The organism is Clostridium taeniosporum (genome assembly GCF_001735765.2).
Classification (GTDB): domain Bacteria; phylum Bacillota; class Clostridia; order Clostridiales; family Clostridiaceae; genus Clostridium; species Clostridium taeniosporum.
Genome location: NZ_CP017253.2, coordinates 1,458,080 through 1,478,619 on the forward strand (window position 1 = coordinate 1,458,080; position 20,540 = coordinate 1,478,619).

The 20,540-nt window shown below is 24.8% G+C and carries 15 protein-coding genes and 1 pseudogene; all 16 read left to right on the forward strand.

Going from position 1 to position 20,540, the window contains the following annotated elements; translation table 11 throughout:
• Positions 1-16: 16 nt before the first annotated feature.
• The 16 genes and pseudogenes from BGI42_RS06825 to BGI42_RS06900 all read left to right on the forward strand — a co-directional run bounded on the left by BGI42_RS06825 (position 17) and on the right by BGI42_RS06900 (position 20,433).
• Entirely contained in the window at positions 17-775 is a 759-nt protein-coding gene (locus BGI42_RS06825; RefSeq protein ID WP_069679615.1) for a viral A-type inclusion protein, read from the forward strand.
• A 7-nt stretch (positions 776-782) separates the two neighbouring features.
• Complete coding sequence (locus tag BGI42_RS06830) at positions 783-2,552, forward strand: dynamin family protein (protein ID WP_069679616.1); 1,770 nt, start codon at positions 783-785, stop codon at positions 2,550-2,552.
• A 219-nt stretch (positions 2,553-2,771) separates the two neighbouring features.
• Complete coding sequence (locus BGI42_RS06835; RefSeq protein ID WP_069679617.1) at positions 2,772-4,574, forward strand: dynamin family protein; 1,803 nt, start codon at positions 2,772-2,774, stop codon at positions 4,572-4,574.
• Between the two features lie 341 nt (positions 4,575-4,915).
• Positions 4,916-6,099 (forward strand): annotated as a pseudogene (locus tag BGI42_RS06840) (DegT/DnrJ/EryC1/StrS family aminotransferase).
• Between the two features lie 181 nt (positions 6,100-6,280).
• Positions 6,281-7,441, forward strand: a complete 1,161-nt coding sequence (locus BGI42_RS06845) for a MerR family transcriptional regulator (protein WP_069679618.1) — start codon at positions 6,281-6,283, stop codon at positions 7,439-7,441.
• A gap of 447 nt (positions 7,442-7,888) precedes the next feature.
• Complete coding sequence (locus tag BGI42_RS06850) at positions 7,889-10,054, forward strand: transcriptional regulator (protein ID WP_069679619.1); 2,166 nt, start codon at positions 7,889-7,891, stop codon at positions 10,052-10,054.
• 66 nt (positions 10,055-10,120) lie between these two features.
• Entirely contained in the window at positions 10,121-10,549 is a 429-nt protein-coding gene (locus BGI42_RS06855) for a membrane-associated protease 1 (protein WP_069679620.1), read from the forward strand.
• Positions 10,550-10,562: 13 nt separating this feature from the next.
• Positions 10,563-10,988, forward strand: coding sequence for a membrane-associated protease 1 (locus BGI42_RS06860; RefSeq protein ID WP_069679621.1), 426 nt, complete (start codon positions 10,563-10,565; stop codon positions 10,986-10,988).
• Between the two features lie 349 nt (positions 10,989-11,337).
• A complete protein-coding gene (locus tag BGI42_RS06865) occupies positions 11,338-11,775 on the forward strand; it encodes a J domain-containing protein (RefSeq protein ID WP_069679622.1) in 438 nt (145 codons plus the stop codon).
• A gap of 41 nt (positions 11,776-11,816) precedes the next feature.
• Positions 11,817-12,374 (forward strand): FHA domain-containing protein, encoded by a 558-nt coding sequence (locus BGI42_RS06870; RefSeq protein ID WP_084023852.1) that lies wholly within the window; start codon positions 11,817-11,819, stop codon positions 12,372-12,374.
• Between the two features lie 13 nt (positions 12,375-12,387).
• The gene (locus BGI42_RS06875) at positions 12,388-12,897 is read left to right on the forward strand and encodes an FHA domain-containing protein (RefSeq protein WP_069679623.1); all 510 of its coding nucleotides are present in this window, start codon (positions 12,388-12,390) and stop codon (positions 12,895-12,897) included.
• A 104-nt stretch (positions 12,898-13,001) separates the two neighbouring features.
• Positions 13,002-13,652 carry a PP2C family protein-serine/threonine phosphatase gene (locus BGI42_RS06880; RefSeq protein WP_242984753.1) on the forward strand — a complete coding sequence of 217 codons (651 nt, stop codon included), beginning with the start codon at positions 13,002-13,004 and terminating at the stop codon, positions 13,650-13,652.
• A 219-nt stretch (positions 13,653-13,871) separates the two neighbouring features.
• Complete coding sequence (locus BGI42_RS06885) at positions 13,872-15,713, forward strand: PP2C family protein-serine/threonine phosphatase (RefSeq protein ID WP_069679624.1); 1,842 nt, start codon at positions 13,872-13,874, stop codon at positions 15,711-15,713.
• On the forward strand, positions 15,706-16,983 hold the full coding sequence (locus tag BGI42_RS06890; protein WP_069679625.1) for a normocyte-binding protein: 1,278 nt from the start codon (positions 15,706-15,708) through the stop codon (positions 16,981-16,983). Before BGI42_RS06885 ends, BGI42_RS06890 begins: the two co-directional genes overlap by 8 nt.
• A complete protein-coding gene (locus tag BGI42_RS06895; protein WP_069679626.1) occupies positions 16,980-17,678 on the forward strand; it encodes a hypothetical protein in 699 nt (232 codons plus the stop codon). The genes BGI42_RS06890 and BGI42_RS06895 overlap by 4 nt, the downstream gene beginning before the upstream one ends.
• A 106-nt stretch (positions 17,679-17,784) precedes the next feature.
• Positions 17,785-20,433, forward strand: coding sequence for an Hsp70 family protein (locus tag BGI42_RS06900; protein ID WP_069679627.1), 2,649 nt, complete (start codon positions 17,785-17,787; stop codon positions 20,431-20,433).
• Positions 20,434-20,540 lie beyond the last annotated feature (107 nt).

A 20,540-nucleotide genomic window follows, 5' to 3' on the forward strand; every position in this document is an offset into this window, starting at 1 on the left:
ACTAAGGAGTAGAAAAATGGATAAAAAGTCTTTATTAGTACAATGTGATGAAGTTACAAAAAATATGATGGATGAATTACAGCAAGATATGATAGAATCTCTATCAAAGATATCTAAAAATATAAATGATGAACTAGAAGAAATTTTAAAACCTATTGAAAAGAAAATAAATATATTAAAAGATGAGGTTGGAGAAGGTAACGAGGATATAGAAGAAAAAATAGAAGAAATAAATGAGCATATGTTAAAGATTTCAAAGTGTGTAGAAGTTATTTCAGAAGAACATAGTAAACTTTTAAATAGTGGATTAAATAGAATAGCAGTAACTTTAGAAAAGTTAAAAGATCGTATTGAAGATTCAGATAAAGAATTAGAAACTAAGGTATTAGAAGGATTAGATAGTTTAGGAAATAAGATAGAGGATGTGAATATAGAATCTCTAGAAGATAAATTAGCTATTTTAGGTGTTAAGGTGGTTAAGAGTTCGGAAATTAATAAAGAAGAGATAATAAATAAAATACAAGAAATTAATGTTGATGAAGCTAAAGAGAAAGTAAGTTCATTAGAAGAGGCTATTAAGGTTAATATAAATAATAGTTGTGAAGCTATGGAAAAATTAGATTCAGTTCATGAAAAGATGTTGGAAAAATACGAAATAATGAATATGATAAATGATATGGAAACTAAATTAAATAAGAAGATGAATAATATACAAGAAGAAGTTGAATGGGGAAATAAATCGTTCTTTGCAAGAATTTTTGGAAAGAGGAGATAATATTTAGATGAAATACGTAGATTTAATAAATGATTCTAGATTTGATTTTTTATTAGATAAATATCTAAATAAAGATAATAGTGTAAATTACATAGAGTATTTTAATCATTTTATTGATAACTTAGATAAAAAAGAAATAATAATACCAGTACTAGGTATTCAAGGTGCAGGAAAAAGTAGTTTTCTTAATGCTATTTTAATGGAAGAAAATATTTTGCCAACAGATGTTGATGAAACTACATGTGTACCAGTAGAAGTGAGATATGGAAAAGATACAAAGAAAGCTATAGTATATTTTGTGGATAAAGATTGTAAAGAGATTGAGCTATGCGATTTAGAAAAATATGTTCATAATGATTATAATATGGCAAATGAATTAAAAGTATCTAAAATAGTTTTATACAATAAAAATGAAGTACTAAAAAATAATGTTGCACTTGTTGATCTTCCAGGTGTTGGTAGCTTAACACCTGAAAATCAAAGAACTACATTGGATTATGTAAATAGGTTAGTTTCGGGAATATTTATGTTAAGGACAAACCCTCCAATTACAAGGACTGAAAGAAATTTTATAAATGCATTATGGCCTAAATTATCAAATACAATTTTTGTTCAAAATAAATGGAATGATGAAAGTGAAGAAGATGCATTTGAAGCAAAAGAACATAATGAATATGTGTTAAATGGAATATGTGAAGAACATAATGAAAGTAAAGAAATTAACATAAATATAGTAAATGTATATGAAGCTGTAAAAGGCAAATTTACTAAAAATCACAGCCTTTATGAAGAATCCGGAATAATAAGGGTTATAGAAAGTATAAAAAATGCATCTAAGGAATATAATTTAGATTTAGAAAATGCTCTTAATTCTAAAATTGTGGGAGCTTTAGAAAATATTAATGAGAAAATAAAAGAATATAAGGCATTATGTTTAAATGAGAAAAAACAAAATGATTTAAATAAAGAAGAGAAAATTAGAGAGATAAAATCTATACTTTTAGATAATAAAAAGAACTTTAGAAGAATTAGAGGTTACGCCTATGAAGAAATGGAGAATATTATCAATTATGCTTCAAGTATTATAAAAGAAAAAATAATATCTTTAAGAACTAATTTAAAATCAATAGTAAGCAAAGGAATAGTAGATGGAGAAAGATTAAGTTCAATATATAAGGAATTATCAGATAAAGCTATAAATGATATTATGGATGAAGTATTAGATAAAACTAGTGCACTTATTAAAAATCTTAATAAAGAATTAAATGGAATAAAAATAAAAGGTTTTTATGGACAATATGAGAACATATCATTTTTTAATAAGGAAAGTGAATTTAAGTTTGAAAAATCTTTACCATCAGTATTAGGAGTATCTGGTGGTTTGATTGGTACACTTGGAACTGTTGGAACATTAGGGGGACCTCTTGGAATACTTGTTGGAATGGGAATTGGAATGGCATTTTCATTGATAGGTGATTTTGTACGTAAAGAAATAGTTGAAACCAGAGCAAATTACACATTAAGAGATTTAGAGCCAATGATCGAAGATTTAGAAAATTATTTAAAGGAAGAAATACTTGACGATTTAAGAGCAAAGCAACAAGATATGGACGATTCAATAAAAGAATTAAGAAAGAATTTAGAAAATAGTTTTAAAGAAGATATTCAAAATATAGAAAAACAATATGATTATACTTATAATGAAAATAATATATTAGAATTTGAAGATGATTTGAATCTACTAAATAAAGTGAAAGAAGATGTAGGGTTAATTTAAAGCAAGGTACTGTATTTTAAAGAGATATGTATATATTCATAATTAAATTGGACGGAGTAATTGAACTTAGGAATACTAAAATAACTAAGGTTCCTTTTGGGCTTGCTCTCAATATAAATTTGACACAAGTAATAAAAGAAATAATACTTATTTCATATTGAATATATATACATATATTTTAAAATAATAGTAAAATTATTAAAGCAAGGGGATGAATATATGGATAATTTTGATAAGTGTATAAATAGACAAAAGAGTATTGATTCAATTGTTAAGACTTTAGGAAATGATGATATTGCTGAAAAGAATTTTTTAGTTAAAGATAAAATAATGAATCCTTCACATTATGTTGTTATGCTTGGAGAAACAAGTTCAGGAAAAAGTACATTAATAAATGGATTATTTAAAGATAAAATTTTATTAGAAAGTGTTAAACCTACAACTGGGGTTGTTACTGAAGTTATTATATCTGATGAAAAAGAAGAAAAGTTAATAGCAGTAAATAAAGATTCTAGTACAAAGGTTATAGGCAAAGAAGAGTTTGATAATTTATTAGTAAAATATAATAAGGATTTACATAAGCTTAAATATGTTGGAAAGTCAAATAATTCTAAGTATAATGGAATGAGAATTTTTGATACACCTGGTTATGGTTCACTTGTTGAATATCATGAAGAATCATTAAAGAGTTTTATTCCACAAAGTGATTTTATTGTGTATGTAGTATCTTATAAAGTTGGAATTGGAGATGATGATTTTCAATTTTTAAAATATGTTGGAGAAATTATAAGTGATGATGTAGAAGTTATTTTGGCTATAAATATGTGTCCAAAAGATATAACAGAAGATAATAAGAGAATATTAGAAATTAAAAAAAGTGTTAATCAATGTACTAATAAAGAAGCAAAGACATTTTTTATAGAGAGCAATAAAGAGAAAAATCCAGATACAACTATGCTTTGGGAATATGTACATGAGAGAGTTAATGATGATGATAAAAAAGAAGAACTTGCAAATAGTTTTAAAAATTATCAAGATTATATATTGAATGAGTGCAATATAAAGATCAACTCTAAGATTGCAAATATAGAATCTAAAAAAGAAGGTATAGAAGAAAGATTAAATATTTTAGGTGAATTTTTAGATAGGAAGCATGAAATATTAACAATTATAGACAGAGGATTTACTAAAATAAAAGTAAATTCAATTAAACTTATAGATAAATCTGCTATAGATGTAAAAAATAAAATCACTGAATATATTCAAGATGAGAGTAAATGGACTAAAAAAGAAGAAACTTATACATTAATGCAAAATTATTATGTTCCAAATTTAATAAATGAAGAAACAGAAAATTTAATGCAGAGTATTGAAAGTGAAATAATACTTTTAGACAAGAATATTGAAGAAATATTAAAAGAAGCGATAGTGAAATTAGAAGAAAAGATAAAAGTAAGTATACCATCTTACACAGAAGTTGTGGAAGGTGTATTAAAGCAACATATAGGTGATGAAATACAACAAGCTACTGGAGAAATGTTTAGAAAAGCAACTTCAAAAGAAGATAAAGATAGCATAAGTAATCCAGAAGATGTAAATTTAAATAAATTAGGTAATATAATAGATACTAAGTCATATAAGCATACACATGAAAATTTAAAGTATTTATTAAAAGCTATTAAAGCGTCATCAATAAAAGCAATTACGAAATACTTAACTGTTTTTACTGAATCAGTATTTTATTTATATGATTCATTAACATGGCAAAAGAAAATAAATGAAATATCATTAAAAGCTATAGATAGCTGGGCAGAAGATGTGGAAGTTTCTATAAGAAGATATTTAGATTCTTTAAAAGAAACAAATAAAGAAGAAATAATGTCTTTGTTTGATGCATTAGATGAAGAATTTAAAGAGGATGAAAAGAAATTAGAAGATTTTAGTGTAGAAGAGCTAATAAGAATAAAAAAGGAAATAGAATTTTTATTACACAAATGTCTTTATATATCAATGAATAATTAATGTTATATTTTATTTTGAGCTAGTGCTGATATTTTAGTATAAAGTTCGTAGACTGAATTTGAAAGGAAACTCGACTCATGTACAATCCATGATTAAGTTCAAGGAGCGAAATATAAAATATTACTATTGACTCCTACCTTAGGTAGGAGTTTATAATAAATATTGAAATAGGAAATACTTAGTATAGGATGTTAATTTATTAGAGAAAAATTTGTTTGGAAACAATAGGATAAAAAATAGTATTATTAATTAAAGAAAGCAGAGTTTAATTTATAATTTGTTTATATACTAAAAGATATAGAATTAAAGAATTTTTAATATTAAGAGAGGAATGAATTTAAATGACTAAAGTAAAAAATATACCTTTTTCACCACCAGATATAACAGAAAAGGAAATTGAAGCAGTTTGTGATGTATTAAGATCAGGATGGATAACATCAGGACCACAACTTGCTAAATTTGAAGAAGGAATACAAGAGTATTGTAAAGTTAACAAGGCTTTAGCAGTAAATAGTGCAACATCAGCTATGGAACTAGTACTTAAGGTTTTTGATATAAAAGAGGGAGATGAAGTTATAACTACTCCTTATACTTATACAGCAACTTCAAGTGTGTCTATACATAGAGGAATTAAACCAGTATATGTTGATGTGAAAAAAGATACATTTGAAATGGATATAGATAAAGTAGCAGAAAAGATAACTGATAAAACAAAAGTTATTATGCCAGTTGATATTGCTGGAGTGCCTTTTGATTATGATGGACTTAAGAAGATTTTAAAAGAAAAAATAGAGAAGATATAATAATACTTTGTGATTCAGCACATTCTTTTGGTGCTAAATATAAAGGTGAGCCTGTAGGATCTCAATGTGATTTCCATTCATTCTCATTTCATGCAGTTAAGAATTTAACTACTGCAGAAGGGGGAGCAGTTACTTTTAATGATAACAACTTTGGTAATCATGAAGATTTACAAAAATATATGAGATTCACAGCTATGCATGGACAATCAAAGGATGCATTAACAAAACTTAAAGCTGGTGCATGGGAATATGATATAATTAATGATGGATTAAAATGTAATATGACAGATATAAGTGCTGCAATAGGATTGGTTCAACTTGAGAGATATGAGGATTTATTAGAAAAGAGAAGAGCTATATTTAAAGTATATAGTGATATATTATCAAAAGAAGATTTTTCAATAATACCTTTTACTAAAGATGATAATGGTACAGAAACTTCTTATCATTTATATCTTTATAGAGTTAAAGGCTTTAATGAAGCTAAGAGAAATGAAGTGATAAGTAGACTGGCTGAAAAAGGAATAGCAACAAATGTTCACTATAAGCCACTTCCAATGTTAACACTTTATAAAAATCTTGGATATGACATAAAAGATTATCCAAATGCTTATGCACAATATGAAAATGAAATTTCTCTTCCTGTATATACAAAATTATCTTTAGAAGATGCCGAATATGTAGCAAGAGAAGTTGTAAAAGTTATTAAAGAATTACTATAATAATATTGAATTTATATTGTAATGTACATTCAAATAAATAAAATATAAGCAATAAAAAGTAGCATATTTAGTGAAAACTATTATATGCTACTTTTTATAGTTAGTCCACTTTACTTATGCATATATAAACATTTTAAAAAATATGTTTATATAATTTCATTAATAATTGGAGGGATTAATTTTGAAAATTGGGGAGTTTGCTAAAAGATCTGGAGTTACAGTAAAAACACTTTTACATTATGATAAAATAGGACTTCTTAAACCATCTGAAAAAACAGAAGTAGGCTATAGAATTTATTGTGAGGATGATTTTTTAAGGCTTCAGCAAATAACCACTCTAAAGTTTATTGGATTATCATTAAGTGATATATCACATATATTAAATGAAAGTGGAGAAAATTTAGAAAGCATGGTTAAAATCCAAAAAAGAGCTTTAGAAGAAAAAAAGAAACATATAGATTCTGTAATAGAAATATTTAATAATGCTGAAAATACTGCAAAACAAAATGGATTTTTAGATGTTAATAATTTAGTAAATATAATAAAAATAACAAATATGCAAAAGAGTATAAAGGAACAATATAAAAGTGACAAGAATTTAAATTTAAGAACTAATCTTCATAGTTACAACACAAATAAAGTTGATTGGGATAAATGGTGTTTTGAAAAAATGAATTTGTTTAAGGGTTCAAAAATATTAGAACTAGGATGTGGAGTAGGAAAGTTATGGGTCAAAAACAAGGGATTTATAGATAAAAATTCTGAAATTATTTTATCAGACTTTTCTCCTAATATGTTAAAGTCTGCTAAAAATAATCTAAAGAATATAGATTTTAAATTTCAATATAAAAAGATAAATGCAGAAAATATCCCTTATGATGATGAAATTTTTGATGTAGTTATTGCAGGACATATGCTTTATTTTGTTGCAGATATAGATAAAGCATTAAGTGAAATAAAAAGAGTTTTAAAACCTAATGGTATTTTTTATGTAACAACTAACTCATGTAATTCTATGATTGAATTAAATGAATTAGCTGAGAGATTTGATTCTAATTTAGATATAAATAATAATGGTCTTTCAACAAGATTTGATTTAGAAAATGGGGAAGAAATATTAAAAAAATATTTTAATAGTATTAAAGTAGAAATGTTAGAAGGAAAAATAATAGTAGACAAGGCAGAGCCGGTTGTATCATATAAAGCATCAACAATTCAAGGAAATTCAATACTTGTAGGGAAAAAAAGAGAAGAATTTACAAGATATTTAGATGAATATATTAAAGAAAACAAGAATATAGAAATAACAACAAAGACTGGAATGTTTAAGGCTTCAAAATAATAGTTAAATGGAGTTTCATAAATCTGAGGGTATAATAAATTTAACTTTAATTTTTTTGTGTTTAATATTATGATTTGTTTTTTTATTATAAAATTTGCATAAAAAATCCTTTGAAAAGGTAGTAAAAAACAATTTTAAATTTGTTTTTTTATTACCTTTTTTTTATATTTATAAATAAAAAATAAACAAACTTAGTAAAAAATACAAAAAAACCTAATTTTTTTTATATACATTAAATTTAACGTTAACAATTATTAAATTGTTAAAAATATGAATTTAAATTCCAAATTATATAGAAAAATGTCAAAAAAATTACAAAAAAATACTAGAAATTAAATGTAAAAATGGAATTTGAATTAAAGTGATGGAAAAAAGAACCGAAAAAGGAAAAGTAATTTAAGTTAATTATCAAAAGTAGCATAAAATGATTTTTGGAGGAAATAGATTATGGATGTTATTCAACAAACCAATAGAACGATATTATTTGAGGAAATAAACCCGGAAAAATTAGATTTGATTTCTGTAATTGGAGATACTAAGGGATTAAGTAGCTTAAATGATGACCAAATAAAAGAAATTAATGAAAATTTTTTAGTAAGTAGTTTTGATGAATTTTTGGATAAATTCTCACCTGTTGTATATTCATTTTATAATGCAACAAACCAAAAGGTTATGTATACATTAAAAAAACCTGAAAATCTTCCAGATAACTTAGTAACAGAAATACCAATAAATCAATCAAATGATTTTCTAAAAATGTTATTTACTTTAATAGATACAAAAAGTGCTCAAGGAATAGCTAATGTAGATTTTAAATTTGAAAATTTATTAGATATGATTTCTCCTAAGAAAGTAATGGATGATATAAGACAATCAAGAAAAGAGATACAATATTTATATAGCAAGTATGATGAATTAGATGATGAAGATCCAAGCAAATTAGACTTAGGAGATAAGTTAAATAATTTATTTGAAAATGCTGGTGAAAATTATAATAATATAATGGCTATGCTTCCATTAGCCATTGAAGATATAAAAACAAGATTGCTTTTAGGACAAGATGATAATCAAAATGGTGGAGAAGCATTACAAATAGGTGTGTTAAGTATGGGAGAAGATGGTGAACTTAAAGTTCTTGAAGCTCCTAAAAGTGAAGAAAAAGCATTAGTAGCAATAGATGATAATGCAAATTTAGGTTTAATTGAAGCTTTTGAGGATGATTATGATGAAGTAAATGAAACAAAATCTGATTATGTTAAAAGCTTAGTTGTTAGAACTTTCTGTCCACTTGCATCTACAATGGAAAGTCAAATAGATGTGGAACGTGAAGTAGAAAATTATAATACATACCTTGAGTTCTACAAAAATTCTAAAGATGATTTTATAAAGACTGTTAAACCGTTGATAGAAAAAATTGTTGGTGTAAAGATGTTCTTTGATCAATATAAAACAAAAAATAAAGGTATGAAACCAACATTACTTGTTACAAATAACAAACTTGATATGTTGGTAAATTCAGCTAATTTACCAAGACTTGAAGCATATTTAAGTACTGTAAATGATAAAAATGATTTTGATAATACAATTTGGTTTGGAATAGTTCCGTCAATTCAATTAGAAGGTAAAAATAAAGGTGGAGCTAAGAGAGAAAGATTTAAAGGAAACAAGAAAGTTGAAAAAACAGAATGTAATACTATGGAAGATCTATCTTTACTTCTTAATACAGTACAAAAATATAGAATTCAAATCTTCTTTAGTTTTGAAGCAAGAGAGGATACTACATTTAATCATGTAGCAACAGCAGGAATAGATAAATTTATGGATAAATGTGCTCCTTTAATGAGACAAACATACAGTGAATTTGCCATTCCATGTGTTCCTAATTTTACAATCATTCCAAAGGAAAAATCAGGTGTAATACTTGATAGTAAAATGCTTATGACAGATGAAGGAAATGCAGAATTATCAAAAGCAAAAGAAGATTTATTTAAGTTATGGATTGAAGGAGTATATATTGGAAGTTCATATATTGCAGCAGGAATAGTTGCAGCATATCAATGTCCAGAATACTTAAGAGAATATTATGGTAATGTATTTTTTGATTATCCAGGTGTAAGATTTGATATTGAATCTGGAGATAATTCATTAAGAGTTACTTCAACTTTAGCAAAAGAAATATCAGGATTTACTAATGAAATCAAAAATTTAATAAATAGAAAGAACTTTGGATTTGTATTCTCATCAGAAAATGCTAAATTCCAAGGTAAAGATATAAAGCAAATTACAGTTTATAAGGCAAGAAGCCTTCAAGCAAATGAAAATGATTTTGAATCAATGTATAAGACATTAGTTACAACTTATATAGAAAGAATGTTAAGGTTCTATACTAATGATTTTAAAGAAGATAATATAGTTAAATTCTTTAGTAATAATCCTAATAGTGTTAAGAGCAAATGGATGTCAAATAAAGAATTTATTAATGCAATAATACAAGATGGAGATGATATAAACTTTGTTATAAATAATAAGAGTGGAACATGTAATATTGATCTTGTATTTAATGGAAATATCAAAAATCTTGAAGTTGAAATTACTAGAAGTGAAGCTAGCTAATTCTAATAGATATTAATTAAATATCTGTTTTAATTATAAAAAAATTATAAAAAGGGAGATGACAAAATGGGATTTAGAGTAAAAGTTGAAGGTGCAGAAACTATTGACTTAAACATTGAAAGTGTTGAAACAGTAGAATTTAAAACTGATACACCTGATGATTCAAACGCCCGTTCTACAGACCAAGGTACAACATTAACAATTACAGGAAAAATATTAACTCCAGTAGGGGGAGAAGCTGCTGATAGCACTATGAAATTAGCACAATGGTCTCTTGTACCAGCAGAAAAAGCTGATTGTTACAGAAACGTAAAGGTAGATGTTATTTCAGCATCACAAGTTGTAAGACAAATGACATTACCTAATGCATTTGTTGTAGATTATGAAGAAGACTTTGGTGATTGCGAAGGTATTGGTACTTTCAGATTATGTGTAAAACAAAAGAAAGATAAAACTGCTTTTGTAAAATTTGAAGGTGGATTTGGAGAAGAATAGGAGGAATTAAAAAATGGGATTTAGAGTAAAAATTGAAGGCGCAGAAACAATTGATTTAAGTATTGAAAGTGTTGAAACTGTAAAGTTTACAACAGATACACCAAAAGATGCTAATGCACGTTCAAAAGACGTAGGAAGCACAATGACTATATCTGGAAAGATATTAACAGCTGTAGATGGAGATCCATTTGATAGCACAAGACAAATGGGACTTTGGTCTTTAGTGCCAGCAGAAAAAGCAGATTGTTATAGAAAAATAACAGTAGAAGTTATTTCAGCTGATCAAATTATAAGAAGAATTACTTATCCTAATGCTTTCGTTGTAGATTACAAAGAAAACTTTGGTGATACTGAAGGTATTGGTACATTTACACTTGTAGTTAGACAAAAGAAAGACAAGCTAACTCAAGTTACAATTGAAGGCGGATATAGTGCTTAATTAATGACTTAAATTACTAAAATAGCAATATATCTAGTTTTATTATAGTTGCAGAGGATTTAAATTTTACACACTAATAATTTAAATCCTCAAATGCAACTTTTTTAAAATAACGATAATTATATTATTTTAAATAAACATAATTATCTTAGTTAGATATACCTCCAGCATCACTAATTATAGTATACTAAAATATTTGTGCATTAGTCTATAGAAATTAAAGGATAGTGTAAAAATAAACACTTAATTTAAAACTATGTTTTAGTATAAAGTTGATATATATATAAGTAAATGTACAGAAAAGAACTTGATTTAGCAATCTTAAAACAAAGAAAAAGTGAGTGATAAAGTGAAAAATTATTATAAGATACTTGGAATTTCTGAAAATGCTAATAAAGATGAAATAAAAAAAGCTTTTAGAAATTTAGCTAAAAAGTATCATCCAGATAAGAATAAAGATAACGCAGATGCCATAGAAATGTTTCAGCAAATAAATGAAGCATATGAAATTTTAAGCAATGAATTATCTCGAGAAGAATATGACAAAAAATTAAATCAACAAAATTCTAATAGTGAAAATAAAAATAATAGTCAAAAATCACAAACTAAATCCAAGAAAAATTTTAATAAAGATGATGTTTTAAATGATTTAAATGAATGCTTTGAAAGCTTTTTTGGGTTTAAAGCAAATAGTAATGATGTTGATGCTAGCAAAATAAAGAAAGATAGTAAAAATCCTATTGATACAAGTAATATTTTCAATAGTTTCTTTAATGTAAAGAAATAAATGTTCATAAAAAGTATTAAAAAAGTAATGGAGTGGTTATTTTGAAAAATAATCAAAATAATAAATTAATGTTTAGTATTCAATTAATAAATGTTTTTATAGGCATAATTGTAACATTAATATTTGGAATGATTTATATGACAATAAAATCAAATGAACTTAAAGGAGTACTTTTAGGTTTATTAATTGTGTTTGGAATTTTTGTTTTTATAAATTTATATAAGAGAATACACAATCAAAATGATATAGAAGAAAGCAATATAATAAATACAATTGAATTAGTAAATGAAGATAATGAAATTATAAAGCAATGGTCAATACAAGATAAAATTTCTTTTCTTATTGGAAAAAACAATGGAGATAATGAAGCATTTTTGGATTTAAATGAATCTATTTATTCAACATTAGTTGAAGATAATCATGCAGTATTAAATTATGCTGCTGGAACATGGTATATAGAAGATTTATCTTTAGATAGTGGAGTATGTATACAAAAAATAGATGATGGTAAAAAATATAGAATTGTAAAAAATACTCCTTGTAGCTTAAAAAGAGGAGATATTATATTTATTTCAAAAGTGAAATTATTACTTAGATGAATGGAGTGATTATATGTCATTAATTAGATGTCAAAATGGTCATATGTTTAGTGAAAGACGATATGGTCCAATATGCCCTTATTGCAACATAGATACAAGTAAAAAAGAAAATAAAAATGAACTTTTACCAGATGTTGAAGAAGTGGAAACAAATCTTTTATATCAAGAAATAGAACCAGTGTGTGGATGGATTGTTTGCATTGAAGGATGCAGAGTAGGAAAAGATTATAAGATAAAAAGTGGGAAAAATTTCATTGGTAGAGCAGATGATATGGATATACAAATAATTGGAGATAATTACATAACAGCTAGAAATCATGCTGTTGTAGTATATGATCCTAAAAAGAAAAATTATGTATTACTTCCAGGAGATTCTTCAGGAATTGCTTATTTAAATAATGAACCAGTATATATGCCAATGGAGCTTGCAAATTATGATGTTATAGAACTTGGAAAAAGTAAATTTTTATTTGTACCATTTTGTGGTGAGCATTTTGAATGGCAAGATAAAGAGCAGAGGTAATTTAAATGTTGTTTATGAGTAGATATGATTCAGAAAAAGTGGTATTCATTTTAATAATATTATTATTTTTATTGTGTGTGATAAAACATATATTGTTTAAAATTATGAAAAAAGAAAATATAAGTTTAGTTAAATATTCATATATAGGTAATGAAGAAATACAGGAAGATTACTTTAATATAAAGAAAAAAAATAATACCATTTTAGCAGTTATTGCTGATGGTTTAGGAAAAAATGAAGCAGGAAGAATTTCTAGTATTACTGCTGTAAAAACAATATCCAATATATTTTTAAAAGAATATAATAATGAAAAAATTAACTATTTTTTCAAAAAAGCTATTAATAAAACTAATCATGAAATACTTAAAAGAGTAGAGAAAAATAAAGGTGGCACAAGCGTTTTAATGTCAATAATTAATGGAGAAAATTTATATTATACCTCTTTAGGAAACTTGATGTTAGCTATTTTTAGAAAAGGTGAACTTATAAAATTAAGTGAAGGTCATTGTATGAATGAAGTTGCAAAAGAAAAGTATTATGAAGGAAAAATTGAAAAGATTGAGGCACTTCAGGTTTTAAATAATAAAAAGGTATTATATTACCTTGGACAAGAAAATTTAAATAATGTAAAAATGAAAATTGATAGTATTAAATTAGAAAAAAATGATTTACTTTTGATTATGAGTAAAGGAATTTATGAAGAAATAAGATGGGTAGATTTTGAAAATATATTAAATGAAAATAAAAAAATATAGATATAGTTTTAAATAAAATTATAGATGAAATAGAAGAAAGCAAAGAGACTCATAATGGAAGCATAATAATTATGAAAAAGAATTTTTAAATTAAGTAAAATAATCTGTTTTAGCAATTTCTTGATATATGGATATATGATTTTACTTATTATATATGCTAAAACATATTAAAAACGCAGCGTCAAAATAATCAGATTTTAATAAGTTAGGGTGAGACAAATGAGAAAGTTAAATTCAAAATTTAAGACAAGCTTTATATCTGAAGAAGGAACATATCTTCAAAATAAAGATTATTTTGCATATATAGAGCTTGATAAATTTGGATGTTATGCTATTGCAGATGGAATCGACAATGATACAGAAAATGAAAGTGCTCAAATAGCAGTAACAACATTTATTAAATTATTTACACAAAATCCTACTATGAATCGATTTACTCTAAGAAAATATTTAAATATAGTTAATAAAGAATTAGTAAATTCAAGTAGAAATGTAAGACTTAAAGCTTCTCTGACAATAGCTATAACTAATTATAGTAAAGTTAGATATATTGTTTTAGGTAATTCAAGATTTTACTTTTTTAAGGATGGATACTTAAAAGAAAGAAGCAAAGATTTATCTTTAACACAGCAACTTAGTGACAAAGAAATTATAGCTTTAGATAAAGCAGCACAACATATAGAAAGAAACAATCTTTCTTGTTATTTAGGAGAAAATAAATTAAGCTCACCATTTATATCTAAAAAAATAAAACTTAATGATGGTGATGTATTTACATTACTTACAAAGGGTATATGGGAAAATTGTGATGAAAAAGAAATAGAAGATGCCTTAGAAGGGGCAACAGAACCACAAGAAGTTGCAGATAGAGTTGAAGATATGATTTTATCAAAGCAATTAAGTAAGCTGGAAAACTATACATTGGCAGTAACATTTGTTGAAAAAGCATATGTAAATCCAAAGAAAAAAGCCATAATAAAAAAAATATTATTTGCAGCAATTCCAATAATATTAGTTTTAGTTATAGCATTAGTAATATTTAATATAAAGCAGAATAAAAAAAGAGATGAAATAGCATCTATGAATAATTATATAAGTGAGGCAAATGGATACATAGAAAATAGACATATTGAAAAAGCAAACTCCAAATATGAGGAAGCATTAAAAATAGCTAATAAGTACAAACTTAAAAATCATATAAAAGAAATAGATGATGAATGTAAATATACAGAAATAATAATTGAGGGTGATAAAAAGCTTGAAGAAAAAAAATTTAATGAGGCTTTAGATCAATACTTATTAGCAATGGAAAAAGGTGAAGATACTGATGATAAAGCCAGAGATTATATTTCAAAAAAAATAGATATAACTAAAACTTGTATAAGCGTTGCTGATCTTTTAGAACTTGCAGATAGTCAGTTAGAGGCGGGAAAAGTAGCTGAGGCAGAAGAAAATTATTTAGAGGCGAAAAGACTTGCTTCTAATTATTATTTAAAAGATGAAAAGAAAGAAGCTATAGACAAGCTTAAAGAAATATATGAACAACAAGGCAAAGAAGCAGAAGCCAAAAAGCAAGAAGAAGAAAAAGCTAAAGCAGAAGAGGAAAAAGCAAAAGAAGAAGAAGAGAAGAATAAGGAAAAAGAAGAAGAAGCTAAAAAGGAAGAGGATGAGCTTCAAGGTAAAGCTATAGACCTAAGAAAAAATGGTGACACACAATATATAGAAGGTGACTATGTAGGAGCAAAGATGTATTACACTTTGGCAAAAGAGGCTTTTGAAAAAATAAATTCTAATAGTTTAGCAAATGCATTAGAAAAAAAAATAGTTCTTATGGATAAAAAGATAGAAGAACAATCACAAACAAAAGCTGAAGGTGATATATATTTAAATGAAGCTAATGAAAGATATACTAAAGGTGATATTACTTCTGCTAAAGTTTTATATACATTAGCAAGAGATGCATATAGTCAAGTGGGTCTTACAGAAGAGATAAAATCAATAGATGAAAAATTAAAGGTATTAGACAAAGAAATAGCTAGTACAGGTGATAAGAATGAATAGAATTTATGAAAAATTAAATGAAATAAGTGATTTAAATGATAGATTAACTCTAAAAAAAATAATGAATAGTGTATTTACTTCATTAGAAAAATACAGTGAAGATAGACTTAATGAGTTAGAAGAAAGAGTTTTTGACGAAATACAATATTTAGAAGAAAAATATAATGTATATTCAACTATAATTCATAGAAAATATTTAGATGTAACTAATGAGTTTTTATTTCCAATGATAGAAGAAGATATAGAAGAAAAAATATATGATGTAAAAACAATTATAGATAATTTAAATAATAATGTGTCATCTAAAATGTTTAATATATTTTTAAAATGTAAGTATAGCACTTTTAAGCAATTTGTATCTAGAAATTTAGAAATAACAGGAACTATAGAAACAAATAAAAAGATTCATAAAGCTTATTTTAAAGTAAAAACAAATACTGAATACAAAGAAAAAATTAATACTTTATATAAGGCTTTTATAAATAACAATATTATGTGGAAAACAGTTAATGTGCCTTATATAAATAAAATAGCAGAAGTCTATCTTATAAAGTGTGAGGATCAAATAGATGAAAAAGAAGAAATTATAAAAATTAATATTGATTTTGGTGATTTTAACCAATACATAAAATACGATATGGTACCACTTTGGAATATAAAAGAGATTAAATTAAAATGCGCAGGATTTCCAGTACCTTGTATAGATAAAGTTAGCTATGAACATAATCTTTCAATAGAAAAAGAAGGAATAAATCATGGTTATCTAGTTGATTTAGATGAAAAATATATGGATTATGTAACAATAAAAAAAGACTATATTACCGTAAATTCAAAGACTTCAAATTCATTTTTATGGACAGTATATAAGTTTGTCAGCTACAAAGAAGATAAAGTAGGAAAATATAATTATGAAATTATGAGTAATTATAAAAATGTTAATTTCTCAAATAGATTTTTATTTAATAATAGATATGTTATAAAAACAAAGAGCGAAATAGCAAAGCTTATAAATTCATTTGAAGTATCAAAACATTTAAGATTTAAAGATTTAGAAATAGGAGAATTTAATATTAATGAAGACAAAGAAACTTATGATTTTAATGACTTTATAATAGATGAAATAAGAGAAGATAATATTAAAAAATCATTGGTTCTATACTTTGAAGTAAAGGACAAAGAATACTATTTAAATAATGATATTTTAAGTTTTTTAGCGTCAGAAATACAATTGATTTATCCAGAATATAAATGTGAAGGAAGATTAATATGAATTACATTTATGACATCTTTATAAAGGCAATAGAAGAAGATACATCAATAGAAACAATAAAATTTAAACAAGCTGATATATATAGTCCATATATGGAATTATCTATTGAAAATATCAATTCAAATAAATTACCACAAGATGAATATGTTGAAATAAATGCTTTTTATAGGTTTCAAGAGATATTTGAAGAATTACTGGATATTAATTTCAAAGAAAATACAGAATTAAAAAATGTATTATTTGATATATTAATTCATTATTTATGCGAGTTAGATTTAAAACAAGGATTAAATAAAAGCGAATTTTATAAGAAATTTTTATATAAAGACATAATAAATAATGTATACGGAGAAGATTTAGCTAAAAATGTACTTTGTTTTAGTAAAAAAGAAAAAGATATATTTTTAAATAGCTTTATAACATTATATAAAACAGGAACTTCTTTGCAGCTCTTTAATAACACTTTAGCAAAAATATTTAAGAACAGTATGGTGTATTTAAATAAAGAAAATCCAAAAGATATCTATATTTATTTAGATGAATGTAAAACTAAAATTCTAAAAGGTAGAATAAATGCAATTATAGATACATTTTTACCTATAAATATGAAGATTTATTTATTTTGGAATAAGCATTTTGGAATTTTAGGTTCTAATAATACAATGAAAATTAATGACATAGTAATGATTGAATAAAAATTAATAAATATTGTATATGTTATTTTTGCTATTTAGAATAATGAATTAAAAATATGGATGTTATTAGCTAAATAAAAAACCACTTAAAATTTAGGAGGGAAAAATGGGGTTATATACTTACAAGTTGTATAAAAAGCAAGAAGAAAATATTTCAAAAAGATATAAAGAAAAAGACTTAATTTTAATGACAACTTTTCAATTAAGAGAAATATGTAATAAAGAAAAGTTAATAAAAAGTATAATAAATCCTTTAGATAAAGAAGAACTTATAAAACTTATTATGAAGTATAGAGGCGAAAAAGATAGTAGGTTAATAAATAATTATACAGAGGGCGGAATAGAAAGAGTAGAAAAATTCATAAAGAGAAGTTCTAAAAGAGAAATACAAAGTGATGTTATAGATTATTCTGGAAAAATAGTGATTTATAAAGATTTATCACTTGAAGTATGTGATGAATCTGAATTGAAAAGTAATAAAGAATTACAAGAAGGTAATGTTTTATTAGTTGATAATAATTTTAATGTTTTTACTATATTAAATATCAAGAGGATAAAGAAAAATAATGAGTATAAATATTTTTTAGTAAAGGGAAAAGATGTTTTTATTCAAGAAAATGAAAGTAAATTTTATAATCTAGTATTTTTACCTGAAAAAGAGTCAGAACTTATTTATGATATATATGAAAATAAAGTAGATTTTAAAAATTATGATTTAGAGTATTCATCTGTACCTATTTTGCAACTTGAAATAAGAGAATTAGAAGAGACAACAATGCCACTTGCTATAGATTTTGGAACTTCAAATACCACAGCAGGAATTTATATTGATAAAGAAGTATTTCAAGGGTTAAATAATGATTTAATTAGAAATAGAAAACATGAAGATTACGAAGATGATAAAGTAAAATTAGTAAAACTTTTAGATAAAACAAAAAAAGATTATACAATAACTCCATTGATTCCAAGTGTAGTAGGAATTAAATATATAAACGAAAATGAAGATAATATTAAATACATATTTGCTTATGATGCTTTATTTGCATCAAAAAAGAGATATGTTGATGACAGTTTAACAGTTTTTTACGACATAAAAAGATGGATAAGTGATTTTGAAAAAAGTGAAAAAGTAATAGATATTCATGGTAAAACAACACTTGTAAAGAGAAAAGATATCATAAAAGCATATTTAGAATATGTCATATCTTTAGCAAATCAAAGATTTAAATGTAAATTTAAGAATATTTACATTTCATGTCCATCAAAACAAAAGTATAAATTCCATAAATTATTTGAAGAAGTATTAAGTGATTATAATGTTCATAGTGAAAATATGCTAGAAGAAAGTGTTGCAGTTCTTTATAACACAATAAGTGATTTTATTGACAGAGATAAGTATTCAAATGGAGATGAATATAAGGCATTAATCATAGATTGTGGAGGGGGAACTACAGATCTTTCAGGATGCAGTTTTAGCATAAGGGATAATAGGGTTTCATACAAAATAGATATAGAAACTTCTTATGAAAATGGAGATACAGATTTTGGAGGCAATAATCTTACATTTAGAATTTTACAATTTATAAAAATATTAATGGCAAATACATTAGCTAGAGATAATTGCTTAGAAATAAAAAAAGCTATAGTAGATGAATTTAGAATAGATATATTTAGAAATATAGATAAATACGGAATTACTCAGTTATATGAAGAATTAAACAGTGAATATGAAAAAGCAGAAGAGATAATTCCAACAAGATTTAAATTATATGAAACTAGAAATAAGGAAGACTATTGTAAGGTTAGAAACAATTATTATTTCTTATTTAATTTAGCAGAAGAGATTAAAAAAATATTTTTTAGTAATCCAGAGCTTATAAAAATAATATTAAGTCCAAATGAAGTGAAAGAAAATTTAGAAATAATAGATAGTGCTCAAATTATATATGATAAATGGAAACTATCATATATGAATAAAGGAAAATTACAAATTATAAAAGAGGCACCAACATTAAATCTTACAACATATGAAATAAGTACATTAATAAAAGGTGATGTATATAACATAATAAAGAAATTCTTAGAAACTTTATATAAAAATGATGAGCTTTACGAGTATTCATTAATTAAACTTACAGGTCAATCATGCAAAGTAGATATATTTAAGGATGCTTTAAAAGAATTTATACCAGGAAGAATAATTGAAATAAATAAAAGTAAAAAAGATACAAGTGAAGATTATGATTTGAAGTTAAGTTGTATTAAAGGAGCATTAAAGTATTTATATTCTAAAAATTTTGGATATGCAGATATACAAATTCAAAATAATATGCCAACACTTCCATATACACTTACAGCATTTACCCATAAGGGAGACGAAATTAAGTTAATTAAAAATAAAGAAATTAAAAGAGGTTTTGTTTCAAGATTTATGGATAGAGTTATATTAAAACTTTATTTAAAAGATAGTAGCAATAATGTGAAATATGAGTATGATTATAAATTTAATAATGAGGAATTAGAAAATACTGATGCCGTTAGTATTGTGGAAAAGTATCCTAATATAAGTCAGCATGAAACAGATAATATTGAAAATGATGAAATAAAGTTTTTTGTTTGGGCAGAAGAAGAACTTTGGGGATTTTATGTACTAGCTATATTAAGAAAAGAACATGAATTATATATCAGTAAAGAAAAGTTTTTTTATTTTGAAAATGATAAATGGGAGAAAAATTTCTTCGATGGGATGAACTAGTTTTAAAGTTAACTCTCTAAAGCCGAAATGAAAGGAATACATTTGCTGGGTTACTGAAAAGTTTATTGGGTGTATCTAATGTAACACCACACAAAAGATACATTTCA

Excerpts from the sequence above, each read along its gene's own strand:
- BGI42_RS06895 (WP_069679626.1), top strand. The coding sequence starts at position 16,980 with ATGAATTACATTTATGACATCTTTATAAAGGCAATAGAAGAAGATACA.
- BGI42_RS06850 (WP_069679619.1), top strand. The coding sequence starts at position 7,889 with ATGGATGTTATTCAACAAACCAATAGAACGATATTATTTGAGGAAATA.
- BGI42_RS06830 (WP_069679616.1), top strand. The coding sequence starts at position 783 with ATGAAATACGTAGATTTAATAAATGATTCTAGATTTGATTTTTTATTA.
- BGI42_RS06855 (WP_069679620.1), top strand. The coding sequence starts at position 10,121 with ATGGGATTTAGAGTAAAAGTTGAAGGTGCAGAAACTATTGACTTAAAC.
- BGI42_RS06825 (WP_069679615.1), top strand. The coding sequence starts at position 17 with ATGGATAAAAAGTCTTTATTAGTACAATGTGATGAAGTTACAAAAAAT.
- BGI42_RS06900 (WP_069679627.1), top strand. The coding sequence starts at position 17,785 with ATGGGGTTATATACTTACAAGTTGTATAAAAAGCAAGAAGAAAATATT.
- BGI42_RS06880 (WP_242984753.1), top strand. The coding sequence starts at position 13,002 with ATGAAAAAAGAAAATATAAGTTTAGTTAAATATTCATATATAGGTAAT.
- BGI42_RS06835 (WP_069679617.1), top strand. The coding sequence starts at position 2,772 with ATGGATAATTTTGATAAGTGTATAAATAGACAAAAGAGTATTGATTCA.
- BGI42_RS06860 (WP_069679621.1), top strand. The coding sequence starts at position 10,563 with ATGGGATTTAGAGTAAAAATTGAAGGCGCAGAAACAATTGATTTAAGT.
- BGI42_RS06885 (WP_069679624.1), top strand. The coding sequence starts at position 13,872 with ATGAGAAAGTTAAATTCAAAATTTAAGACAAGCTTTATATCTGAAGAA.
- BGI42_RS06890 (WP_069679625.1), top strand. The coding sequence starts at position 15,706 with ATGAATAGAATTTATGAAAAATTAAATGAAATAAGTGATTTAAATGAT.
- BGI42_RS06875 (WP_069679623.1), top strand. The coding sequence starts at position 12,388 with ATGTCATTAATTAGATGTCAAAATGGTCATATGTTTAGTGAAAGACGA.